This is a genomic window from [Bacillus] enclensis, assembly GCF_001456935.1.
Taxonomy (GTDB): domain Bacteria; phylum Bacillota; class Bacilli; order Bacillales; family Bacillaceae_B; genus Rossellomorea; species Rossellomorea enclensis.
The window spans coordinates 273677-293279 of the sequence record NZ_KQ758484.1; the positions used below are offsets into that span (position 1 = coordinate 273677).

Annotated in this window: 21 protein-coding genes; 8 read left to right on the forward strand and 13 right to left on the reverse strand. The window is 46.2% G+C overall.

The features are described 5' to 3' along the window. Window positions 1-114: 114 nt before the first annotated feature. Window positions 115-357 (forward strand): hypothetical protein, encoded by a 243-nt coding sequence (locus AS034_RS14140; protein WP_058298990.1) that lies wholly within the window; start codon window positions 115-117, stop codon window positions 355-357. 134 nt (window positions 358-491) lie between these two features. Here AS034_RS14140 and AS034_RS14145 read toward each other — a convergent pair whose 3' ends face one another. The 9 genes from AS034_RS14145 to queF form a co-directional block, all read right to left on the reverse strand. After that, on the reverse strand, window positions 492-1565 hold the full coding sequence (locus AS034_RS14145) for a nitric oxide synthase oxygenase (protein WP_058298991.1): 1074 nt from the start codon (window positions 1563-1565) through the stop codon (window positions 492-494). 144 nt (window positions 1566-1709) lie between these two features. Next, window positions 1710-2234: a GNAT family N-acetyltransferase gene (locus tag AS034_RS14150; RefSeq protein ID WP_058298992.1), complete on the reverse strand. Its 525-nt coding sequence runs from the start codon at window positions 2232-2234 to the stop codon at window positions 1710-1712. Window positions 2235-2325: 91 nt separating this feature from the next. Next, window positions 2326-3180, reverse strand: coding sequence for a VanW family protein (locus tag AS034_RS14155; protein ID WP_082641703.1), 855 nt, complete (start codon window positions 3178-3180; stop codon window positions 2326-2328). Window positions 3181-3450: 270 nt separating this feature from the next. Next, the gene (gene abc-f, locus AS034_RS14160; RefSeq protein ID WP_058298993.1) at window positions 3451-5337 is read right to left on the reverse strand and encodes a ribosomal protection-like ABC-F family protein; all 1887 of its coding nucleotides are present in this window, start codon (window positions 5335-5337) and stop codon (window positions 3451-3453) included. 267 nt (window positions 5338-5604) lie between these two features. After that, window positions 5605-5718 (reverse strand): RAxF-45 family protein, encoded by a 114-nt coding sequence (locus AS034_RS23420; RefSeq protein ID WP_098151160.1) that lies wholly within the window; start codon window positions 5716-5718, stop codon window positions 5605-5607. 80 nt (window positions 5719-5798) lie between these two features. Then, on the reverse strand, window positions 5799-7565 hold the full coding sequence (locus AS034_RS14165; RefSeq protein WP_058298994.1) for a DUF2339 domain-containing protein: 1767 nt from the start codon (window positions 7563-7565) through the stop codon (window positions 5799-5801). A gap of 661 nt (window positions 7566-8226) precedes the next feature. After that, window positions 8227-9075, reverse strand: a complete 849-nt coding sequence (locus AS034_RS14175) for a YitT family protein (RefSeq protein ID WP_032085603.1) — start codon at window positions 9073-9075, stop codon at window positions 8227-8229. A 243-nt stretch (window positions 9076-9318) separates the two neighbouring features. Continuing rightward, window positions 9319-10218 carry an EamA family transporter gene (locus AS034_RS14180; RefSeq protein ID WP_058298996.1) on the reverse strand — a complete coding sequence of 300 codons (900 nt, stop codon included), beginning with the start codon at window positions 10216-10218 and terminating at the stop codon, window positions 9319-9321. A gap of 138 nt (window positions 10219-10356) precedes the next feature. Then, window positions 10357-10854 (reverse strand): preQ(1) synthase, encoded by a 498-nt coding sequence (queF, locus tag AS034_RS14185; RefSeq protein WP_032085601.1) that lies wholly within the window; start codon window positions 10852-10854, stop codon window positions 10357-10359. 446 nt (window positions 10855-11300) lie between these two features. Here queF and AS034_RS14190 point away from each other — a divergent pair, with 446 nt between their 5' ends. The 3 genes from AS034_RS14190 to AS034_RS14200 all read left to right on the forward strand — a co-directional run bounded on the left by AS034_RS14190 (window position 11301) and on the right by AS034_RS14200 (window position 13140). Next, entirely contained in the window at window positions 11301-11966 is a 666-nt protein-coding gene (locus AS034_RS14190; protein WP_058298997.1) for a cobalamin B12-binding domain-containing protein, read from the forward strand. Between the two features lie 83 nt (window positions 11967-12049). Then, window positions 12050-12547 (forward strand): hypothetical protein, encoded by a 498-nt coding sequence (locus AS034_RS14195; protein WP_058298998.1) that lies wholly within the window; start codon window positions 12050-12052, stop codon window positions 12545-12547. Between the two features lie 35 nt (window positions 12548-12582). Then, complete coding sequence (locus tag AS034_RS14200; RefSeq protein ID WP_032085599.1) at window positions 12583-13140, forward strand: beta-class carbonic anhydrase; 558 nt, start codon at window positions 12583-12585, stop codon at window positions 13138-13140. Window positions 13141-13502: 362 nt separating this feature from the next. Here AS034_RS14200 and AS034_RS14210 read toward each other — a convergent pair whose 3' ends face one another. From AS034_RS14210 to AS034_RS14220, 3 genes are all read right to left on the reverse strand, one after another. Further along, the gene (locus tag AS034_RS14210) at window positions 13503-14216 is read right to left on the reverse strand and encodes a 5-formyltetrahydrofolate cyclo-ligase (protein WP_058299000.1); all 714 of its coding nucleotides are present in this window, start codon (window positions 14214-14216) and stop codon (window positions 13503-13505) included. 78 nt (window positions 14217-14294) lie between these two features. Then, complete coding sequence (locus AS034_RS14215) at window positions 14295-14567, reverse strand: DUF1450 domain-containing protein (protein WP_058299001.1); 273 nt, start codon at window positions 14565-14567, stop codon at window positions 14295-14297. A gap of 33 nt (window positions 14568-14600) precedes the next feature. Next, window positions 14601-14900: a DUF3817 domain-containing protein gene (locus AS034_RS14220; protein WP_058299002.1), complete on the reverse strand. Its 300-nt coding sequence runs from the start codon at window positions 14898-14900 to the stop codon at window positions 14601-14603. A gap of 189 nt (window positions 14901-15089) precedes the next feature. On the opposite strand from AS034_RS14220, the gene AS034_RS14225 reads away from it, so the two are divergent. Then, on the forward strand, window positions 15090-15530 hold the full coding sequence (locus tag AS034_RS14225; RefSeq protein ID WP_058299003.1) for a GNAT family N-acetyltransferase: 441 nt from the start codon (window positions 15090-15092) through the stop codon (window positions 15528-15530). A 333-nt stretch (window positions 15531-15863) separates the two neighbouring features. On the opposite strand, the gene AS034_RS23180 is transcribed toward AS034_RS14225, so the two are convergent. Next, window positions 15864-16196 (reverse strand): hypothetical protein, encoded by a 333-nt coding sequence (locus AS034_RS23180; RefSeq protein ID WP_336433372.1) that lies wholly within the window; start codon window positions 16194-16196, stop codon window positions 15864-15866. 106 nt (window positions 16197-16302) lie between these two features. On the opposite strand from AS034_RS23180, the gene AS034_RS14235 reads away from it, so the two are divergent. The 3 genes from AS034_RS14235 (at window position 16303) to aldA (ending at window position 19531) form a co-directional block, all read left to right on the forward strand. After that, on the forward strand, window positions 16303-16806 hold the full coding sequence (locus AS034_RS14235) for a peroxiredoxin family protein (RefSeq protein WP_032085592.1): 504 nt from the start codon (window positions 16303-16305) through the stop codon (window positions 16804-16806). Between the two features lie 134 nt (window positions 16807-16940). Then, the gene (locus tag AS034_RS14240) at window positions 16941-17963 is read left to right on the forward strand and encodes an NADP-dependent oxidoreductase (RefSeq protein ID WP_058299005.1); all 1023 of its coding nucleotides are present in this window, start codon (window positions 16941-16943) and stop codon (window positions 17961-17963) included. A gap of 122 nt (window positions 17964-18085) precedes the next feature. Continuing rightward, on the forward strand, window positions 18086-19531 hold the full coding sequence (gene aldA / locus AS034_RS14245) for an aldehyde dehydrogenase (protein ID WP_058299006.1): 1446 nt from the start codon (window positions 18086-18088) through the stop codon (window positions 19529-19531). Window positions 19532-19603: the final 72 nt, after the last annotated feature.

Below are 19603 nucleotides of genomic sequence, written 5' to 3' on the forward strand. Positions count from 1 at the left end.
AAGTTTAAGAAGACATTTTTTGAGAAAAATCAGCACGGCTGCCTGATCTGCCGCCTTCACGGATAAATCCATCAAAACTGACCCATCCTAGAAAGAAAAAGGAGTGTTGAATGCATGAACGAACAGCAAATGGAAGATTTATTTCACTTTTACGGCCATGAGGATTTATATAAGCGCTTCAAAACGCCCCTTTACGTGACAGGTCTGCTCGATGACAGTGAAGCCGAGCTCTTGGAGGATTTTTTTGACCACTTCACACTCGAGCGTTCCATCTTGTTTGATGAATTCCGCTTTTGGTTCTGTTATTTCGAGGTGTCGAAGAGAGGGATGGATGGAACGTCACCCTATTATACATAGGCTGGAGATTCACCGTGAATGCCGGCAGTTCGACCATCAAATCATAGAGGTGCTCCGGCCAGGACAGCGGTCCTGTCCCTCCATAATGCAAAAAACTGTTTCCTGAAGTTCAACATTCAAGAAACAGCTTTCCATCAATACGGCTTGTCTTGGTAAAAATAGTTCGTGGATTTCCACGTGTTGTCGTACGCTTTATGAAAAATATGGGTGGCAGCAGGCGATACCGGCGGAATCAGCCACGCCCAGTCCCCGGTGACTTCCCGGCCAGCCGATTTCTCGTTTTCTTCATACAGCCTGAACTGCTGGGCAGCAGTGTGATGATCGACGATGCTCACTCCGTCTTCCTTGAAAGAATGAAGGACAGCGATATTCAGTTCGACCAGAGCTTTATCTTTCCATAGTGTGATGGCCCTTGTTGTATCGAGCCCCATGCAGCTTGCCACTTTCGGGAGAAGATTGTAGCGCTCCACATCCGCCAGATTCCTTGCACCGATTTCGGTTTCCATATACCATCCGTTGAATGGAGCCGCTTTATAAGAAATCCCGCCGACCTTCAATTCCATATCGGATATGACCGGCACCCCATACCATTTGAGACCGAGGTCTGTGAACCATTCATATTCCGGGTGCCTCAGATCGACTTCAAGAACGAGATCTTTTCTGATGGGCCTCCACTGAGGAGAATCCTCCCCGATCTTCACCACGAAAGGAAGGAGGTCAAAGTCAGTCTTCTCCCCTTCCCAGCCAAGGGCTTCGCATTTTTCCGTAAAATCGATCGAATGCGGATCCCCCATAACACCACCGCCGACTTTATAACCTGCATATCTCAGCAGTTGATGATTCCATATCCGGATGTCCGGTTCCCCGGGCTGTGATGGCCTGAAAACCGTAATGGCGGGGCGGATCCGTCCTTCATTCGAAGCATATGCCAAGTGGCGCTCGAGTGCGTCCAGCACTTCGTCCCCCGTCGATGCATCCCTTTCATCAAACACATTCAGTGAATTCCAGAACAGACGCCCGATACAGCGGTTGCTGTTCCGCCACGCAAGCTTTGCACCAAATACAAGCTCTTCCTTTGTATGGGTATAAGTGCCGGTTTCAGCTATCTCCTCTTGGATTTCCCGCAACCGCATCCCGGCACCCGTTTTATCATTTTCTATATAAAATTGCTCTATGAAAGCTTTCGCCTCAGAAACTAATTCTTTCAATCCTACCGCTTCCTTATAACCATGTTGTCAACCAAAGTATATCACGCCGGGATTTCATTGAGAGGAGTACATTTGAACAAAAATTGAACAGCGGCACATCGGGACAGGCTCAGGAATCCCGTCCCTTTAGAGACATACTCCGAGTTAGTTCAACGGCTTTTCATAACAGCGGTATTCCTGGTGACCTTCAGGCTTTGATGTAAAATAGACCGATCCCCTGTATGTGTATCCCATTTTCTCATAGAGTGAATTGGCCCCTTCGTTTCTTGCGTAGGCATCGAGGCGGATGCTCCGGTATCCATTCCCCGCTGCAAATTCCTCGCACTTTCCCAGGAAACGGCTGCCGAGTCCCCGGCCCTGTTTGGCGGGATCAAGGAACAAAGCATGAACGACCATCTCCCCTTCATACTCCCAAGGGATCTCGTCCCATTCCGGGGACTGCCAGGTATTCAACGTGACGGCACCAGAAAGCCCGCCATCCGAATACAGGCAATAAAGGTCCCCATATCCGATCTGCTCTTCAAAATACTCCCTGCCAGGATAGTTATCATCCCATTGAAGCAGTCCGCTGTCATCAAGATCCTTCTTACTCCTGGAGTACACTTCCGTGATCTCATCCAATTGTTCAGCGGATGCTTTCTTCAATTCTAACGTCATGTCCTTTATCATGTTCATTCCTCATATTCACTAAAATTTTCTTATCGTTTATTGTTTGATGAAAAGGGTGGAGTTATTCTGAAAACAGGAGCTCTGAAGGCCGTCAGGAATTGCTGCCCGTTTTCTGCTCAAGCAGCGGTTCATACATCATCAGCGCATGATTTTCCGTTATGAATTCATCATCGATCTGTGCTCCAGTCCTGTTGAACACCTTCCGGAATATCTGATTATGCCTGAGGTATCCGCCCCAGTATTCTTGGGAAATGCGATGTTCCTTTTCATACACTTCATATCGGGTGAGCGCCGGTGCGGCCGCCCGCCATTCCCCCACCAGGGCTTCATCCGTAAGGTAGACGTGAAGCTGGAAAGTCTCAGTTGTCGTGTTCTTTATTTTCAAGTCCAGATAATTGTAGGCGCATGTGGCCCCGCTCCCGAACGGAAGCCTTCGGTTGCTGTCGGGAAACACGTCATAGCTGTGACGGTGACGCTCTGTGACAGTCAGCGGCGTATGCAGCGTCATCCAGTAAATCAGGTTTGACAACTGACACAGCCCGCCTCCTAGGCCTGGTTTGAAAGAGCCGTAATAGAGTACCATCCCTTCTACATATCCTTTCCGCTTCGTCGTATTCCCGAGCAGCTTCCAGTACGAAAATGTCTCTCCCGGCTTTATGATGATCTTATCGAGTTCCCGGACGGCAATGCGTAAATTTTTCACCTTATTTTCCTGGTACCACATGTCCACATCCTTCAGCTTCCTGTATAACGGCGTCCGGTGCGAATGGATCACATGCTGCTTTAATTCCGCTTCTTTCGTTTTAGCAAATGTTTCATGAGTCGTCAGCCACTCCAAATATCTCTTTGCACGGTAATAACCCGTACCCAGAAACACCCGGAATGCGGACCTTTTCTTAGGTTGAAACTCCAGTGATTTATACATTGAACCACCCTTTTTATCCATTTATTACCTCCATTATATAATAGACATAAAATTCCCACTATTTATTTTTACAAAGAGGCTCTTTTCACATGCTTTGTTGCTTTCCACAAAAGAAAATACCGGAATTTTGGTATCTTCTGATGTCCGTTCACCTGAGGTTTAAACTTGAATTCGAAAAGAGCACGTCCTCAATCAACATTCAGGCTACCAGCCGAAAAGCAACAATCTTTTAGAAAACAATCTTTTACATAGAAAAGACAGCCTCCCTCTTTGGGAGCAGCTGTCATAAAACTACAAACATCCTTCCAGAAGATCATACTTTTCGTCTCTCTGTTTTTCCAGACTCTCTTTCTCGCTGTACAGCTCCTGCAGGGCATCCAGTTCCGTCAAAGACAGAAGCTTATCTTCGATCTCCCCGATTTTCCCTTCCAATTCTTCAAGGTCCTTTTCTACCTCTTCAATGGAGATTGAGGGTTTTGGACGCTCTTCCTTTTCGCGCATCGGCGCCGGCTTCTTTTTCGGCGCCTCCACTTCTGTACTTACATGAGGTGCCAGTTCCGCGAGCTTTTCCTTCGCCCAGCTGTACGGCCCTTCAAATGAGTAGAGTTTCCTGTCATGGATCCAATACGTTTTGTGGAACAACTTATTCAGAAAATAGCGGTCATGCGAAACAGCAAGGATGGTGCCCTTGAAGTCTTCCAGTGCTTCTTCAAGAACTTCCCTGGAGTCGATATCCAGATGGTTCGTCGGTTCATCGAGCACAAGGAAGTTGATATCCTGATGCATCAGCTGTGCAAGCCGGAGCCGCATTTTTTCCCCTCCGCTAAGCTGGCCCACCTTCCTGAACACATTCGGTCCATAAAATAAGAACTTTGCGAGGATATGGCGGGCATCCCCCTCGGTCACTGCCACTTCTTCCCGGAATGCATCGATCAGGCGGGCATCGGGGTCAGCGATTGTAAAATGCTGGGACAGGTAACCGAGCTTCACGTTGCTGCCGAGCTTTACCTCGCCAGAATCACACGTTTCATTACCCAGGAGCATGTTGATGATCGTCGACTTACCCGTTCCATTCTGACCGACGATTGCTGTCCGGTTCTTGAAATGGACAAGCAGATCCGCTTCTGTGAACAATGCTCTATCGTCAAAGGACTTGGTGACATCCTTCATGGAAAACACCACTTTGCCGCTTCTGTCCGTCTCTTCAAACTCGAGCCCCATCTTCTTGCGCTCGAGGATCGGACGCTTGATTTTCTCCATACGTTCGAGGGCCCTTTCCATGTTCCTGGCCCTCTTATGAAGCGCCTCATTCGGGGGGTTCGCCTGATTGGCCCATTCCTTCAGCCTTTTGATTGCTTCCTTCATCTTCTTAATCTTCTTTTGCTGCTCCTGATACGCCTGGAACTCAAGCAGCAGCCTTTCTTCCTTCTCCTTTACAAACCCTGAGTAGTTACTGTGATAAATCGTCACTTCGCCATCTTCGAGATCGAAAACCTTGTTGATGACATGATCGAGGAAGTAGCGGTCATGCGAAATGCACAGCACGGTTCCTTCATACTCTTTCAAAAAGTCTTCAAGCCATTCGACCGCTCCGATATCGAGATGATTCGTCGGTTCATCAAGAAGCAGCAGATCCGGTTTCTGAAGCAGGATCAGCCCCAGACACAATTTCGTCTGCTCACCTCCGCTGCATTGATTGAAATCTTTCTCCAGCAGCTCATTGATCTCCAGGCCATTCGAGATTTTCGCGATATTCGCATCGATCTCATAGCCGCCGGACAGGGTGAATTCGTCCTGAAGCTTTCCGTACTCCTCCAACAAACGATTCAGTTTATCCGGGTCCCCTTCATTTCCCATCCTGCTCTCGAGCTCCTTCAACCGTTCACCCGTCCTAAGCAGGCTTGAGAACGCCGACTTTAATACATCCAATCCCTTCGTCCCTTCCGGAAACTGGGGAATCTGTGCAAGATAGCCGACCTTCGCGCCTTTTTTCAAATGAACCATTCCTGTATCAGGTGTCTCAGCACCGGACAGCAATTTAAAGATCGTCGTCTTCCCTGTTCCGTTCCTGCCGACCAGGCCGATTCGGGCACCTTCTGGGATTTCAAACGATAAATTTTCAAATATCAAGTTTCCGCCAAACATTTTACTTAATTCCTGCGCACTGCAAATAATCATTTTTCCTCTTCCTTTCAGTCTTTTATGTTATCGGTAAGAGGCTCTTACATTTATAACTCTATTATGGAGAGTTTCATCTGAGTGATCAGCTGGACGCACCGCTCCCCATTCGTCAATAAAACAAAATAAGCCCCGAGTAAGATTAAGAATCTCTCGCGGCTTTTTAAAAATAGGCATGAAAAAAGAGAGCTGGACGCCCTCTGTTTCCGATCCTTAATAAAAAGTGGCTGGAATCTGAGACCTCTTACCGTTCAGTGGTTTTCATATTCATTTGCTAAAAAAGGGCATACGTGTCCCCTTGAACGCAAATGCATGAAAAATTGCACGGCAGATATAAATAAAATCCAGGTACTTGCCACGCAATCCAACAGAACGATTCATCTCAGATTCCACCTCCTTTTTCAATGACGATAGTTTATACAGTCATTATATAATTATTCAGAAAGCTTTTGCAACTTGTTTTACCGTTTTTTGTACAAAATCCGCGACAGCACAAGCCCGATGACGCCGATCGGAATGAGGATCATCGCACGGATCGTGAAATCAAGGAACACAAGGTCTGCAAAAAAGAACTTTACAAGCGCAATCGCGAGGAATCCGATCCCGCACCATCGATAAAAAGCATCCTTCCTGCTTTCCCCCACAACCAGATACAATATCGACAGTACGGCAATCGCCACCGTAAACGCAGTCGTCCTCGGCGTGTAATCCCAGCCGATCACGACAAAGTCCGTCGCTCTCATCACAAAGAAGAAGGCGATGAGCGTGAGCACCGATTTCAACAGAATGAGCGGAATACTCGTAAAAGCTGTACCCGACTTCCGGAAATGATCCAGCAGAAACAGGTACCCGAACACTATGAGGAAGATCGGAAGTTCCACCCTGATGAAATCATTCACCGGTCCGATCATGACCCCGAGTAAAGAATAGAGAATAAGAATGACAGACCCGGCAAGGCCGACATAGCTCTTCCTTTTCCCGGCGAGCCACAGCAGTGCAGCAGCCTCGAGTGCGACAAGGATAAACGTCCAATCATAATCGATCCACCCGAAAATGAATAGCATGAGATGAAGGAACCCCAGAACCAGCAGGACATCCTTCGTCTGCTTCTTCTCTTCAGGCTCCATGAATGAAATTCCGATATACACGACTGTGAAGATCGCGTAATAGTGCAGCGGGACCCCGGTATATGCATAAATACTGTTCAGCAGCGCCAGCAGGATGAAGGTCCCTGAAACGACCGCCGGGATCATCTCGGCACTGACCCGCTCATCCCGGTTCAGAACGATGAGCAGCAGGATATACGCATGCTGGATCGCAAACGGGATCAGGATCGTAAGGGTGATTTCCCCCACTCCGAAGGCAGCGAAGAAAACCAGGGTGAAATACAGCAGATAATAATGGATATTCCAGGCAATCCGGTATCGCTTCCACGTACTGAATGTGACCAGTACAAAGAACATCAAAAGCTGATATCCGTAAAACAGCCACTCATTCCTCGCATCACCCGCGAAGATGAACGGGAATAAATATGCCCCGAACCCGATCAGACACAGCACTAGCTGTGAAGAATGCTTATGCGATACCCAAAGACCCGTCAAAATGAGCAGCAGCAGCAAAAGGTTCGTCACGATTCCCGGGATGAACCCGTATAAAATGTTTGCAGAGAATAACGTAATGATGGCAAGGACAATGCTTCCCGATAACAGGGTGATGCCCAGTCTGCGCTGGTCTTTGATATAACGCTCGCCAAGAACGAACATCGCGATACTGAAGACAGCGCCGGTCAGGACCCTGAATCCGGGAGATAGCCATCCGTTTTGGGATGCCGCCATGAACCCCCACACGCTTCCGATTAAAAGTACAAATAAAAACACTTTCGGGAGCCAGCGCTCAACTGAGAAATCGAAGGCTGGTTTTGATGGTTTTTCCGGTTGTGATGGTGTATCTGCGGCGCCTTTTTTGGCTGCAGGCGCTTGATGAATCTGCGGATTTTCATTTTGTTGATTGTTGTGCGGCGGTTGTTGAGTGGCCGGCTGCGGCTGTTGACTGGTTTGGGGCGTTAGCGGCGCTTGCTGTGTATCCGCTGCATCTGAGGCTTGCGGCGATTCGGGTGCATCAGTCGATGCTGCGTGCTTCGCCTTCATGAGCTGAATCTTGACGAGATTCAACTCCTTCTCAAGCGAATCGACCCGCATTTCCAGACGTTCTAACTCTTCCCTTTCCATATTCCCACCTCCTTACTGTTATTTATACAGTACCGGCTGAGATATTTCCTTTCTTTTTAAGATATTTTTCGCGTTTGTTTTTGGTGTGGGGTGTCAATGGGGTGTCGGGTTTGGATGGAATGGGGATGGGGCTGGAGATGCGCCAAGGGGGTGGGGCATTGAATGGAAAGAGGTGTCGGGTTGTGCCGATTGGGTTTGTAGTATTGGATATGGCGATATGCAAGGCAGGGGGATATACCCCGATGGGCCGGCGAGCAGGTTTATGGGCGATACTTTTGAGGTTAAGGGCGATATCAGTGAGATAAGGGCGGGATTTTTGTTTTATGGGCGGAATCCGGGATTTAAGGGCGAACTGGAGATTTTTCGACAGGGTCCGGGTGGGGTAAGTCGGGATATACCCCAACAGGTGTTCAATTTGTTTTATGAGCGATATCTCTGTATTTATGCGCGAAATCCCCGGTATATGCGCGAAATATGAAATATATGCGCGAACTGTCGATTATCCGACAAATTCCGACACCGCCAACCTCTCGAATACCCGCACAGCAGACACCAAACTCATACTGTTACAACTGCAATCACTCATGATATCCCGTAACCACTAATCCTTACACACAAAAAACCCCGCCCCAAAACCCGGGACGGAGTTCCACACAAAACCCTAAGCCAACCGCTTAAAATTCTGTCCCAATATTTCGTTCATCGTGTGCACCGTGATGAAGGCACGGTTGTCGATCTGGGTGATGAAGCCTCTCAGCTTAGAGAAATCTTTGCGGCCCAGGATCGTCGTGATCACTTCTTTTTCATCAGAAGTGAAGGCTCCTTTTGCCGTGTGGATCGTCGCGCCTTTTCCAAGTTCGTGCACGATGAATGATTTGATTTCATCACTGTATTTGCTGATAATCACAATTTCTTTGTTTGAATTGAACTGCTGCAGGGTATAGTCGATAACGAGTCCGTTCAGGATGACACCAAAGAACGCATACATACCAACCTGCGGCCCAAACAGTACGGCAGAGGAAAGTGCGATAAATAAGTCAGCCAGCAGGACTCCCCTGCCTACTTCTATATTGAAAAATTTATTAAAGATCAATGCCAGGATATCGGTCCCGCCTGTTGATGCCTGCTGGTGGAACACGATCGCCATGCCGGTTGCGGCGATGCATTGACCGATGATCAATTGAATCAGGATATCATCGCTTAACGGCTGACTCATCGGTGCAACGATTTCCAAGAGCCATACATAGAACGACAGCGCAAAGCTTGCATAAATTGTTTTTGCACCAAAGCTGAACCCAAGAAAAATGACTCCGACAATGAACAGCAGAATATTAATGATAATCATGAACAGCCCGAGTGACAGCCCCGGGAACAAGTCGTTCATGATGATCGACAATCCGCTGACTCCCCCTGTCGCTAAATTATTTGGCGATAAGAAAAAGTGAACATTGATGGATACAAGGAACGCACCAAGGTTCATCATGATGAAGGAAAATAATCTTTGTCGCATCACCGCAACCTCCTTTATTGTTTAGTATTTTAGGTTTTTCCGTAAATGATTGAACAACGGGATTATAAAGCCCGCAAACACCCTTTGTAAAGGGAATGCGGCCAAAAAAATAAGGTTTAATAATTGTGACAATTGCAAGGGTTTGCAAATGCCTCTCTGCCAGGGTGGAGGGGTTATTTTTTATGAGGAACGTTATACTGATATTTACAAAAAAGACCCTCCTCCAAAGAAGAGAGCCACTATCTAGCTATATTGTTTTCCCGAATGCATCGTCTTGAAATGAAGCTGCGGAATCGCAATTCCGATCAAGATGAGGATGATCCCCATCATCTGCAGCGCTGTGACCTGCTCATGAAGGATCAACATTGCCGACAAAATCGCTGCGGGCAATTCCGCTGCACCGAGAATTGTCGTGATGCTGGAATCGAGATGCGGTGAACCAATCGCCAGAAAAACGACCGGAAAGATCGTTCCAACGACCGCCACCGCCAACCCGAACTCACCCATGTCTATCAACCGCGCCGGCTCCCTTATAAAAGAAGGCTGAAGCGCCAAAATCACAACCAACATGCCTCCAAATGTGATCAACAGACTTTTTTGAATGGTAGGCACCCCTCTCGCCACCTTTCCGCTCAGGAAAAGGAATAGCGCAAACGTGAAAGCCGCAGCGACTCCATAAAGGATTCCAGGGATATTCTCAGTCCAGTTAAAGCCTCCCGAAGAAGCAATGCCTCCTGCAAGTACCGTCCCCATCCACAGGAAAGCAGACGATACGAGCTTTTTATTCGCTGGCCATTTTTTCATATATAGCGCTTCGATCAGAAGTCCGATCCAGGTAAATTGAAATAACATGACAACGGCAATCGTCGCCGGCACCTTGCTTAAGCTGAGGCCGTAAAAAACGCCGGTCATGGATAGCAGCGCTCCGATTCCAAACAAAGAGAGCACCTGCTTCAGAGAAACCTTCACTTTTTTGGTAAAAAGAAAAGCCGCCAGCAGCATCATCAGACCGAATAGATATTGAACCCCCGTTATCTCCGTTACGGTGTAACCCTCCGCAAACCCGAGCTTCACCACAGAAGCATGGATGCCGTAGCTGCTTGCACCTGCAAGGACACATAGTGATGCGTTGATTGGTTTCATCCTGCCCCCTCCTCTTCAATTACGTCTCAAGCAAGTATAATCCCGCGGAGATTATTTCGGCAATAGAAATATGGGCCCATAAAGATAAAAGCCCGTCCCGTACTGCTTTAACGCAGTGCGGGACGGGCCTTCAAGCCTTTACCGGTTATCGATTTTCTCCGGATACAGATCATGGTTCATCAAGCGGTGGTCCGCCATTGTTTCATATTTTGTACCGGGTTTTCCGTAGTTGCAGTACGGGTCGATGGAGATTCCTCCGCGCGGCGTGAATTTGCCCCATACTTCGATGTAGCGCGGGTCCATCAGTTCGATGAGATCGTTCATGATGATGTTCATGCAGTCTTCATGGAAATCACCGTGATTCCTGAAGCTGAACAGATAAAGCTTCAATGACTTGCTCTCTACCATTTTTTGATCGGGGATGTAGCTGATATAAATGGTTGCGAAATCAGGCTGGCCGGTCTTAGGACAGAGACTTGTAAACTCCGGACAGTTGAACTTCACGAAATAATCACGGTTCGGGTGCTTATTATCAAATGATTCAAGAATCTCCGGGGAATATTCGAACAAATAGTTTGTTCCTTGATTTCCCAGCAAGGTAATATCTGTTAATTCTTCATCTTTTCTGCCTGACATATTAAAATCCTCCCATTCATTGTACACAGAAATAAAGGAGGACATAGCATTAGCCTGTTTAAAAACAGCAGCAATCCGCATTTTTGCAATTCCCTCTGCTGACTGTTACGCTTAGTAGATAATGATTTTCTAGATTTTAGAAAAACCATTCGTTTCATAGAAACATAGTTTTTTATAGAGGGTTAATGCTATGAACCTCTCTCAAGTTATGTGAGCGTCATATAGTTGTACAGAGGTTATCATAAATAAGATTGCTAAGAAAGTCAACATGCTGATGCCGGTGATTCCTGGACCCGTATCCCTTGAATAAAGCAAGGCTGGTCCACACTTTTATATTCATTATATGGATGGTTTTTCTAAGTCGTTTTCTTAGAGGAATTTCACAATATATGTGGAATATAATTACGTAGTTGTCTTTCCTCACCTTTAGAAGGGGGTAATAATGCATGAAACAGCTTGTCCCCACCTTTACCAAATTAATACTGAAGGGTGATGTTCAGGCATTGTCTGAACTTTATACTTCTTCGATACAGGGCCGTACAGATTCCCTTACTTTCTATGAATCTGTTGTAAGACCTTCCATGTATCGCATTGGTGATCTTTGGGAGAAAAATCAAATCACTGTGGCTGAAGAACATTTAGCTACGGCCACCTTAAAATATTTGCTTGCAAGCGTCTATACTCCATACGAAGTGTCCGAACGCCGCCCAAAAGGCCTCTTATTCTGCATAGAAGGCGAGCAGCACAGCCTGGGACTTGAACTTGCAAACGAGGTATTCAAAGAGCAGCATTGGAATACACGCTATCTGGGAGCAAATGTGCCGATCCGGGATGCAGTCACATTCGTCAAAGCCTGGAAACCTCAGGCAGTTGCAATATCCATCGGGATGACAACGACAATACAGCAGCTGAAAGAGTGCCTTGAGGAGATAGAGAAAGTGCAGCCGGATATAAAGATCCTGGTTGGCGGAAGGCTTATCTCCCACTACAAACTTGAATTCTTGAAAAAGGATTCAATCAAAACCTTTTATGATTTAAGGGAATTGAACGAGTACTTAGAGGAGCATGCCGATCAGTTCCTTGCACTGATAGAAGAAAAAATATCAAACTGAAGGTTCCTCTCACAATTAACCGGCACTTCATCTCGGAGATGCCGGAACAATGGTGTCCGTAACCTTTCACAGGGAGGGATACTGTGGAAAATCTTGATTTCTGTCCGATCCCCTATCTGATATTGGATAGGGGATTAAACGTCCTTGATGCCTCTGACTCAGGGTATGACCTTTTAAAGCGGGGAGAAAGTTTCCTCTCGATTCTTGAAGAAGAAAGCTCCCCTAAATTTGCCCGGATCATCCATAAAGATCTATCCGGAAAAATGGAAGTGAATCTGAAAAAGAATTCTTCCTTTGAACTTGTCGATCTATTCTACAGGTTTTCAGATGTACAGCAGCGGTTTCATATGGCGGTCATCACAAAAGACAACGAATATGAGAAAGTCTCGCAGCAGATGAACGGCTTATTCGACCGACTTGGGGAATCGAATATCGTCAGGAAAGATACAAATCATAGAGAAGTATTGGCAAGCGTTTCATCACTCTACTTAAAATTGACCAATACGAGTGATTGGAATAGGGAAGAAGTCATGGATCGGGTGAAAGAAATTGAAATCCTCCTTATGAAAAATGTACAATAAAGATGTACATCATTTCAAAGTTGGGAGAATCGAATATGACTTTACTTGGAAATCTGCTTGAGTACAATCAGAAATTTGTAGAAGAAAAATCATATGAAGAGTATAGGACGACTAAGTTTCCAGACAAACGGCTTGTTATTTTGACGTGTATGGATACGCGCCTTGTCGAGCTTCTTCCTAAATCAATGAATATGAAAAACGGCGATGTGAAAATCGTCAAGAATGCCGGAGCGGTTGTTGCCCATCCATACGGAAGTATCATGCGAAGCCTGTTGGTTGCAGTGTATGAGCTTCAGGCGGACGAAGTCCTCGTCATCGGCCATCATGAATGCGGAATGAGCGCCCTCAACAGTGAACACATCATCGGTAAGATGAAAGAGCGCGGCATCGACGAAGACACGTTTAACACTCTGAGTTACTCAGGGATCGACCTGCACGACTGGCTGAAAGGCTTCAATTCCGTTGAAGAAAGTGTTTCCCACAGCGTCGACATGATCAAAAACCACCCGCTGATGGATAAAAACATCCCCGTCCACGGACTTGTCATCTCTCCCGAAACCGGGAAGCTTGATTTGGTTGTGGAAGGATATTAAGTTTATGAAAGAAGGACAGCCCCCTCCACATTGGGGGGCTGTCCTTTTTTTGATTTCATGCCGGCCTTTTTAATAATAGAAATGCCGTTTTGATTATAAATCCATTTTTCCACTATTACTGGTCAATTTTTAAAAATACAATTTTTGAATTCGATAATAAAATGCCGATTTCCGCTATTAAATCTTTGATTATCGATAATAAATTCTTCATTTTCGATAATAAATTTATGAGCTGTTTCGTTCGGCATCAGAGTCCCGGGATAAATCCTGAGGATTGAAGAAAAAATCACATGATTGCCGGCTGCATGCATATGTTTTAACTGAAATAAGACTCTTTCTCAAAAAAAATCTCCTGATTCATTCTATTTATTCGAGAAATCCTTCAATTCTTTCAGTATCGGCATCTTCTCCATATCGTCTTCGCTGACGTGGTCCCACTCGATCCCTTCAGGCTTTTCGTACGGCGTATGTGTCTCCACTCCGCCCTTCTCTGTAAAGATCCAATCGACCGCCAAATCATATGAGTCCCTCGGGATATCATCATCCACCAGCTGTTCACTGTTTATGGTGGTGATGACCGGGACGGGTTTGTTGCCGATTTCACGGAGGATCGCATATTCGCGGTCGGCATACCCTTCCCCTTTTCCAAGCCTTCTGCCGTCCATGTGAATTGCGACAGAACCCACAACAATCAAGTCGATTTCAGGAATGTCAGTAAGGGGCACTACTTTCCCATATGAATTCATATGTTTGATACTCGCCGCTTTCCTCTCTTCCCCACTCGGCACCCACTCAGGCTTGATCATAACAAACCCATCCTTCAGCCTCGGCGTAGGAATGAGTAGGGTCTTACCATCTTTCAAGACAGAAGTCCTTAGTGGCAGCTGTGGTGCATCAGGATTCACTTTAACCACTTTTGCGTTTTTATAGAAATCCATTTCCTGCATATGTTTCGCCGCCGCTTCCGCCCCTTTGAAGTTAGGGATGCGATTGACCAGCGGGAACGGAAAACGTCCCAGTTTTTTTTCGGTCAGGCTGTTCCACACTTGGTGACGGATTTCTTCTTTTGTCCTCATCCGGTATTCCTCCTTTACCTTTCATTCTTCTCTTACTATCAATACACGAAAAGCAAAACCGCACAACATCTGCGCGGTTTACTTCTCTTCAATATACTTTTTCATTTTTTCCAGCAGAGCACGGGAATCATCAGCGGGAGTGAATTCCCCATCCACCAGGGCATAAGGTGACTTTTTGCATTCCTTGCACCTGCTCTGGCATTCGTACTCTTTATATATGACGTTCTTTCTGTTCAGGAACTCACTATACTCAGGCATAGTCTCTTCAGTTAAAAACCGATCCAGGTTCTTCTCGCAAAATTCGACTGTGACATTCTTTCGTTTTGAAAAAAGTTGATTGATAAACTTCACTGGTAAGTCATCCTTTATATAAAGTTCAAGTTTCTATTGAGCTGGAAATGACCGTTTGATATAACGATCCAGAACCAGGTTGCCAAAAGGGATGAACGCTGCTGCAAGAGCACCTGCCGCCCATTTGAAGTGCCACCTGATTTTAAGTGTCGTGTAACCGATGACGAGGACATACACCACAAAAAAGAACCCATGCAATGAGCCGACTACCGTTACAGCTTCCGGTACACCAGCCATGTATTTAAGAGGCATGGCAATGAATAATAAGACCAATAATGAAGCGCCTTCGATGAAAGCACTCAATCTGAAACGCCCTATCGCTGATTTAAGCATTATGAAAACCTCTTTCTGGTAATCTGTCTGGACACGCCTATTATACCATTGTTGGCGTGAGACATATATCGGTAAGCATTGGATTTTGCCTGCCAAGGGTTCCGGTCCCCGTTTCAAAGGAATGTTCAGCTCGTTTTCCCCATAAACATAGGAAACGTAAATACTTTTTTAAAAGGAGGCTTCAGAACTTTGAAAATCCTTCGGGCGAGACTTCAGGACCTGGACCGGGTGGCTGTGCTGTTTAACCATTACCGCATGTTTTACAAAAAGCCTTCTGACCTGGAAGGAGCACGTCATTACCTTAAACAACGTCTGGCAAACGATGAATCAATCATATTCATTGCTGTCGATGACGATGCATGCCTTGGTTTTACACAGCTCTACCCTTCTTTTTCTTCCGTTTATCTCAAACCGATCTGGAAGCTGAATGATTTATTTATCGCAGAACATGCGAGAAACAGGGGCATCGGCCAAGAGCTTCTTGCTGCTGCAAGGGAACACGCCGTACTGACCGGATCAAAAGCGGTCATACTCGAAACCGATCATGATAATTTTCACGCGCAGCATTTGTATGAGAAAAATGGCTATGTAAGGGACAATGAGGTTTTTTATTATACGTTGACTTTATGAGTGAATCTCCGTTATTCGGAAGATGAAATGAGGGTGAGACAAATCTTTAAGGCAAGGATCTAAAGGCGAACATTTTAGAGTGGACTTTAAACAACGCTAATATCTAAGTTAAACGATGCTAATAAAAACCCGAACTCATTAGAAACCAAGTTTTTAAATGAGTTCGGGTTTCACTTATTAACGATAACCCCAATATGCTTTACCAGAGCAATTTCATAAATTCGACTGTCCATCTTTCCGTAATCTCTGACAGACAGAGTGTGGGGTCACCGCTTCGGAAATAAATTTCAGCATCAATCGGCTTTAGATATAGACCTCAATAGATAAACCGCATTAAATCCAACGCATCCCGCGATTGCAGCCCCTGCGCTCTTGTCCGCATTTTACACTGCTCTGGAATTTCATATAGTGATAAAAGATGAAGGCATCCCTTCCTTCCCGAGAATCCATGTTGACACGGGGCTTTAACCTGGAAAGGAATTCCCTGTCGCAGTGACAAGCTGGTCCGTATTTTTCATAGCATAAATCATGTTCCATGCAGATGCTGTCTATTTCATTGACCGGCTGTCCAGGCCCGCTGCACCCAGGGCCGCACCATTTATAACCTGGAACACAATAGCCTCTTTCTCCCCTTCGGCCCATACTGCACCTCCTTTGACGTTTCATTTCTTACACAAAGGGAAAACACCTTTTGTAAGAGAAAATAGTTAAGACTATATTGTATGCATGTCCACACAGTATTGTTTATCCAGTAGATAAGGAGGAATGAAATATGGCAAACTTTCAATTAAAAGATACGGTACCTGATTTCACACTCCCATCAGTCGCAGGTGAGAAATTTTCGTTCAAGGAGCATCAAAAGGAACATGACAGCTGGCATCTGATCGTTTTCTTCAGGGGAGCATGGTGCCCGGTCTGTCAAGAAGAGCTTCGTGAGTTCCAGGCGAATAAAGAGAAATTCGAGGAACAGGGTGTCCATATTCTGGCGGTTGCGAACGATGATTTAGAAGACCTGCAGGAATATGCAAACAAAGAAAACATCACATTCCCGATCATGGCAGACAAGGAACTCGAAGCCATTAAAGCGTACGACGTTTACTACCATGGCGAGGACGCCCCGTATGAAGATCACGGTGAGCACGGCGAGCCTGCTTATTTCCTTGTAAATGAAAAAGGCGAATTGATGTATCAGCAGCAGCAGACCGGCCCATTCGGACGGCCGCATCCCGATGAACTTTTAAGAACCGTGAAATATATTAAAAAGAATGTGAAATAATCTTAAGGGAAAACCGCTTTGACTTAAAAATCAAAGCGGTTTTTTACATATTGAAAAAGCCGAATCTTTGTATCCCATGTACTGTTTGTGATAAGTTTCAATAAATACAACCTTTTCAAAGGAGGAACCAATTTATGCTCCCTGAAACCCAGCAGCAGATCCAACTCGTATCCCGTCCAGAGGGAATGCCCGAAGAAAGTGATTTTCTTTACAAAAAGGTCGATGTTCCTCATCCGTCCCAGGGCGAGGTTCTCATCAAAACATTGTACCTTTCAGTCGACCCCTACATGCGCGGCAGAATGTCCGATGCTAAATCCTATGTAGAGCCTTTCGCATTGAATGAAGCACTCTCCGGCGGTGTCGTAGGAGAAGTCATGGAATCAAAATCGGAGCAATTCAAGCAAGGCGATTTCGTCGTAGGCATGCTTCCATGGCAGGAATATTCACTGGCGGGCGAAAAAGAAGTGCGCTCCATCGATCCGGATGCAGCCCCGCTATCCACTCACCTGAGTGTACTCGGATTAACAGGCCTGACAGCCTACTTCGGTCTCCTCGACATCGGCCAGCCTAAGGCAGGAGAAACGGTTGTGGTCTCAGGTGCAGCCGGAGCGGTTGGATCTGTTGTCGGCCAGATCGCGAAAATCAAAGGTGCACGCGTGGTAGGCATCGCAGGATCTGAGGAAAAAGTGAATTACTTGAAAGAAACACTCGGATTTGACGAGGCCATCAACTATAAAGAAACAGACGATATCTACAGCACATTGAAAGAAGCATGCCCGGATGGAGTCGACGTCTACTTTGAAAACGTCGGCGGCGAAATCGGTGATGCAGCCATCAGCCTGCTGAATAAGCACGGACGAGTGCCGGTTTGCGGAGCTATATCTTCCTATAATAAAACCGAAAGGGACCTTGGTCCGCGAGTACAATCGAAACTGATTAAATCAAGCGCCCTCATGAAAGGATTTGTCGTCAACGACTACAGCGACCGATTCAAAGAAGGGGCGACAGAGCTTGGCCAATGGCTCTCAGAAGGCAAACTTCAGTATGAAGAGACAATCACAGATGGCTTTGACAATGTAACGGATGCTTTTCTCGGCTTGTTCCAAGGGAAAAACCTAGGCAAGCAACTTGTGAAAGTGGCAGAGCCTGAAAAATAATATTCACAAAAGACAGTCCATACAGGGCTGTCTTTTTTTACGAGCCCATCCCCATGTTTCTTCCTTATTCACAAAGGGAAAGAAATAAATAAGAAAGAAAGTACACCAAGGAGGAAAGATTCATGAAATCCTATCAATTATATATAAACGGGGAATTCACAGACGGCTCGAAAGGTGAAACCCTCGATGTGCTCAACCCCGCAACAGAAGAAGTCATTTCGAAAATCCAGAATGGTTCGGAGGAAGATGTAAACCGGGCAATCGAAGCTGCCCACTCCGCCTTTCTTACTTGGGAGAAGGTCACTTCTAAAGAGAGGGCTTCGTACCTTCATAAGATCGCGGATAAGCTTGAGGAGCGAAGGGATGAATTTGTTCAGTTGCTGACAATGGAAAATGGAAAGACGATCGATGCCTCCGAGGGAGAAATCGACCTGTCCATCGAATATTTCCGCTACATGGCTGGCTGGGCACTCCGATATGAAGGGGAAATTCTTGAAAGTGAACGTTCCAATGAAAATATCCTCGTTTACAAAAAGCCGATCGGTGTAGTGGCAGGGATTGTCCCCTGGAATTTCCCAATGTTCATTTTGGCAAGAAAAGTTGCCCCTGCAATCGTAACGGGGTGCACCATCGTGCTGAAGCCGAGTCAGTACACGCCGAATACAGCATGCGAGTTCGCAAAAATCATTGATGAAGTCGAGCTTCCGAAAGGGGTCTTTAACCTGGTGACAGGAAAAGGTTCCGACATCGGTAATCCTTTGTCAGGTCATCCGAAGGTGCGCATGGTTTCCATGACGGGAAGCTATCCTGCCGGTTCAAAAGTAATGGAGGCTGCTTCAAAATCCATCACGAAGGTGAACCTGGAGCTTGGAGGCAAAGCCCCGGCCATCGTGACAAAGCATGCAGATATAGACCTTGCTGTTGAAAAAATCAAAACCTCCAGGATCACGAACTCAGGACAGGCCTGTACGAATGCTGAAAGGGTCTATGTCCATGAGAGTGTGGCCGATGAATTTATCGAAAAAATCACGGACGCATTCAAACAGACGTCTGTCGGAGATCCTACTGACAGAAACAATGAAATCGGCCCGCTTGTGAACCAGGATCGATTGGATGCCGTAACCGAAATGGTCAATAACGCTGTAGGGAACGGAGCCAGAATCCTTACAGGCGGAAAGCCGCTTGATGCTAAAGGATATTACTACGAACCCACCATCCTCACAGACGTCAAGCAGGACATGGAGATCATCCAAGAAGAAATCTTCGGTCCCGTGCTGCCGATCATGACATATAAGGACTTCGATGAAGTGATTGAACTTGCCAACGACACGGAGTATGGTCTCTCTTCATCCATCTTCAGTGAAAATCTGCATGAAATCATGAGGGCGGCAAATGAACTTCGCTATGGGGAAACCTTCGTCAACCGCGAAAACTTCGAAGCCATCAACGGTTTTCACGCCGGCCGTGCCCAATCAGGAATCGGCGGGGCAGATGGCAAACACGGCCTGAACGAGTATTTGGAAACTCACGTCGTGTACCTTGAATATGATGAAAACTATAAAGGATAACCAAACGAGAAGCCCGTCCCTTTTTTGAGAGGGACGGGCTTTATACGTATGGCCGAATGATAATAATAAAAG

Coding starts and splice junctions, on each gene's coding strand:
- AS034_RS14175 (WP_032085603.1), bottom strand. CDS start 9,075: ATGCGACAAAGATTATTTTCCTTCATCATGATGAACCTTGGTGCGTTC.
- AS034_RS14235 (WP_032085592.1), top strand. CDS start 16,303: ATGGCAAACTTTCAATTAAAAGATACGGTACCTGATTTCACACTCCCA.
- AS034_RS14220 (WP_058299002.1), bottom strand. CDS start 14,900: ATGCTTAAATCAGCGATAGGGCGTTTCAGATTGAGTGCTTTCATCGAA.
- abc-f (WP_058298993.1), bottom strand. CDS start 5,337: ATGATTATTTGCAGTGCGCAGGAATTAAGTAAAATGTTTGGCGGAAAC.
- AS034_RS14165 (WP_058298994.1), bottom strand. CDS start 7,565: ATGGAAAGGGAAGAGTTAGAACGTCTGGAAATGCGGGTCGATTCGCTT.
- AS034_RS14240 (WP_058299005.1), top strand. CDS start 16,941: ATGCTCCCTGAAACCCAGCAGCAGATCCAACTCGTATCCCGTCCAGAG.
- AS034_RS23420 (WP_098151160.1), bottom strand. CDS start 5,718: ATGAATCGTTCTGTTGGATTGCGTGGCAAGTACCTGGATTTTATTTAT.
- AS034_RS14200 (WP_032085599.1), top strand. CDS start 12,583: ATGACTTTACTTGGAAATCTGCTTGAGTACAATCAGAAATTTGTAGAA.
- AS034_RS14210 (WP_058299000.1), bottom strand. CDS start 14,216: ATGAGGACAAAAGAAGAAATCCGTCACCAAGTGTGGAACAGCCTGACC.
- AS034_RS14155 (WP_082641703.1), bottom strand. CDS start 3,180: ATGGATAAAAAGGGTGGTTCAATGTATAAATCACTGGAGTTTCAACCT.
- AS034_RS23180 (WP_336433372.1), bottom strand. CDS start 16,196: ATGAAACGTCAAAGGAGGTGCAGTATGGGCCGAAGGGGAGAAAGAGGC.
- AS034_RS14180 (WP_058298996.1), bottom strand. CDS start 10,218: ATGAAACCAATCAACGCATCACTATGTGTCCTTGCAGGTGCAAGCAGC.
- AS034_RS14150 (WP_058298992.1), bottom strand. CDS start 2,234: ATGATAAAGGACATGACGTTAGAATTGAAGAAAGCATCCGCTGAACAA.
- AS034_RS14140 (WP_058298990.1), top strand. CDS start 115: ATGAACGAACAGCAAATGGAAGATTTATTTCACTTTTACGGCCATGAG.
- AS034_RS14190 (WP_058298997.1), top strand. CDS start 11,301: ATGAAACAGCTTGTCCCCACCTTTACCAAATTAATACTGAAGGGTGAT.
- queF (WP_032085601.1), bottom strand. CDS start 10,854: ATGTCAGGCAGAAAAGATGAAGAATTAACAGATATTACCTTGCTGGGA.
- aldA (WP_058299006.1), top strand. CDS start 18,086: ATGAAATCCTATCAATTATATATAAACGGGGAATTCACAGACGGCTCG.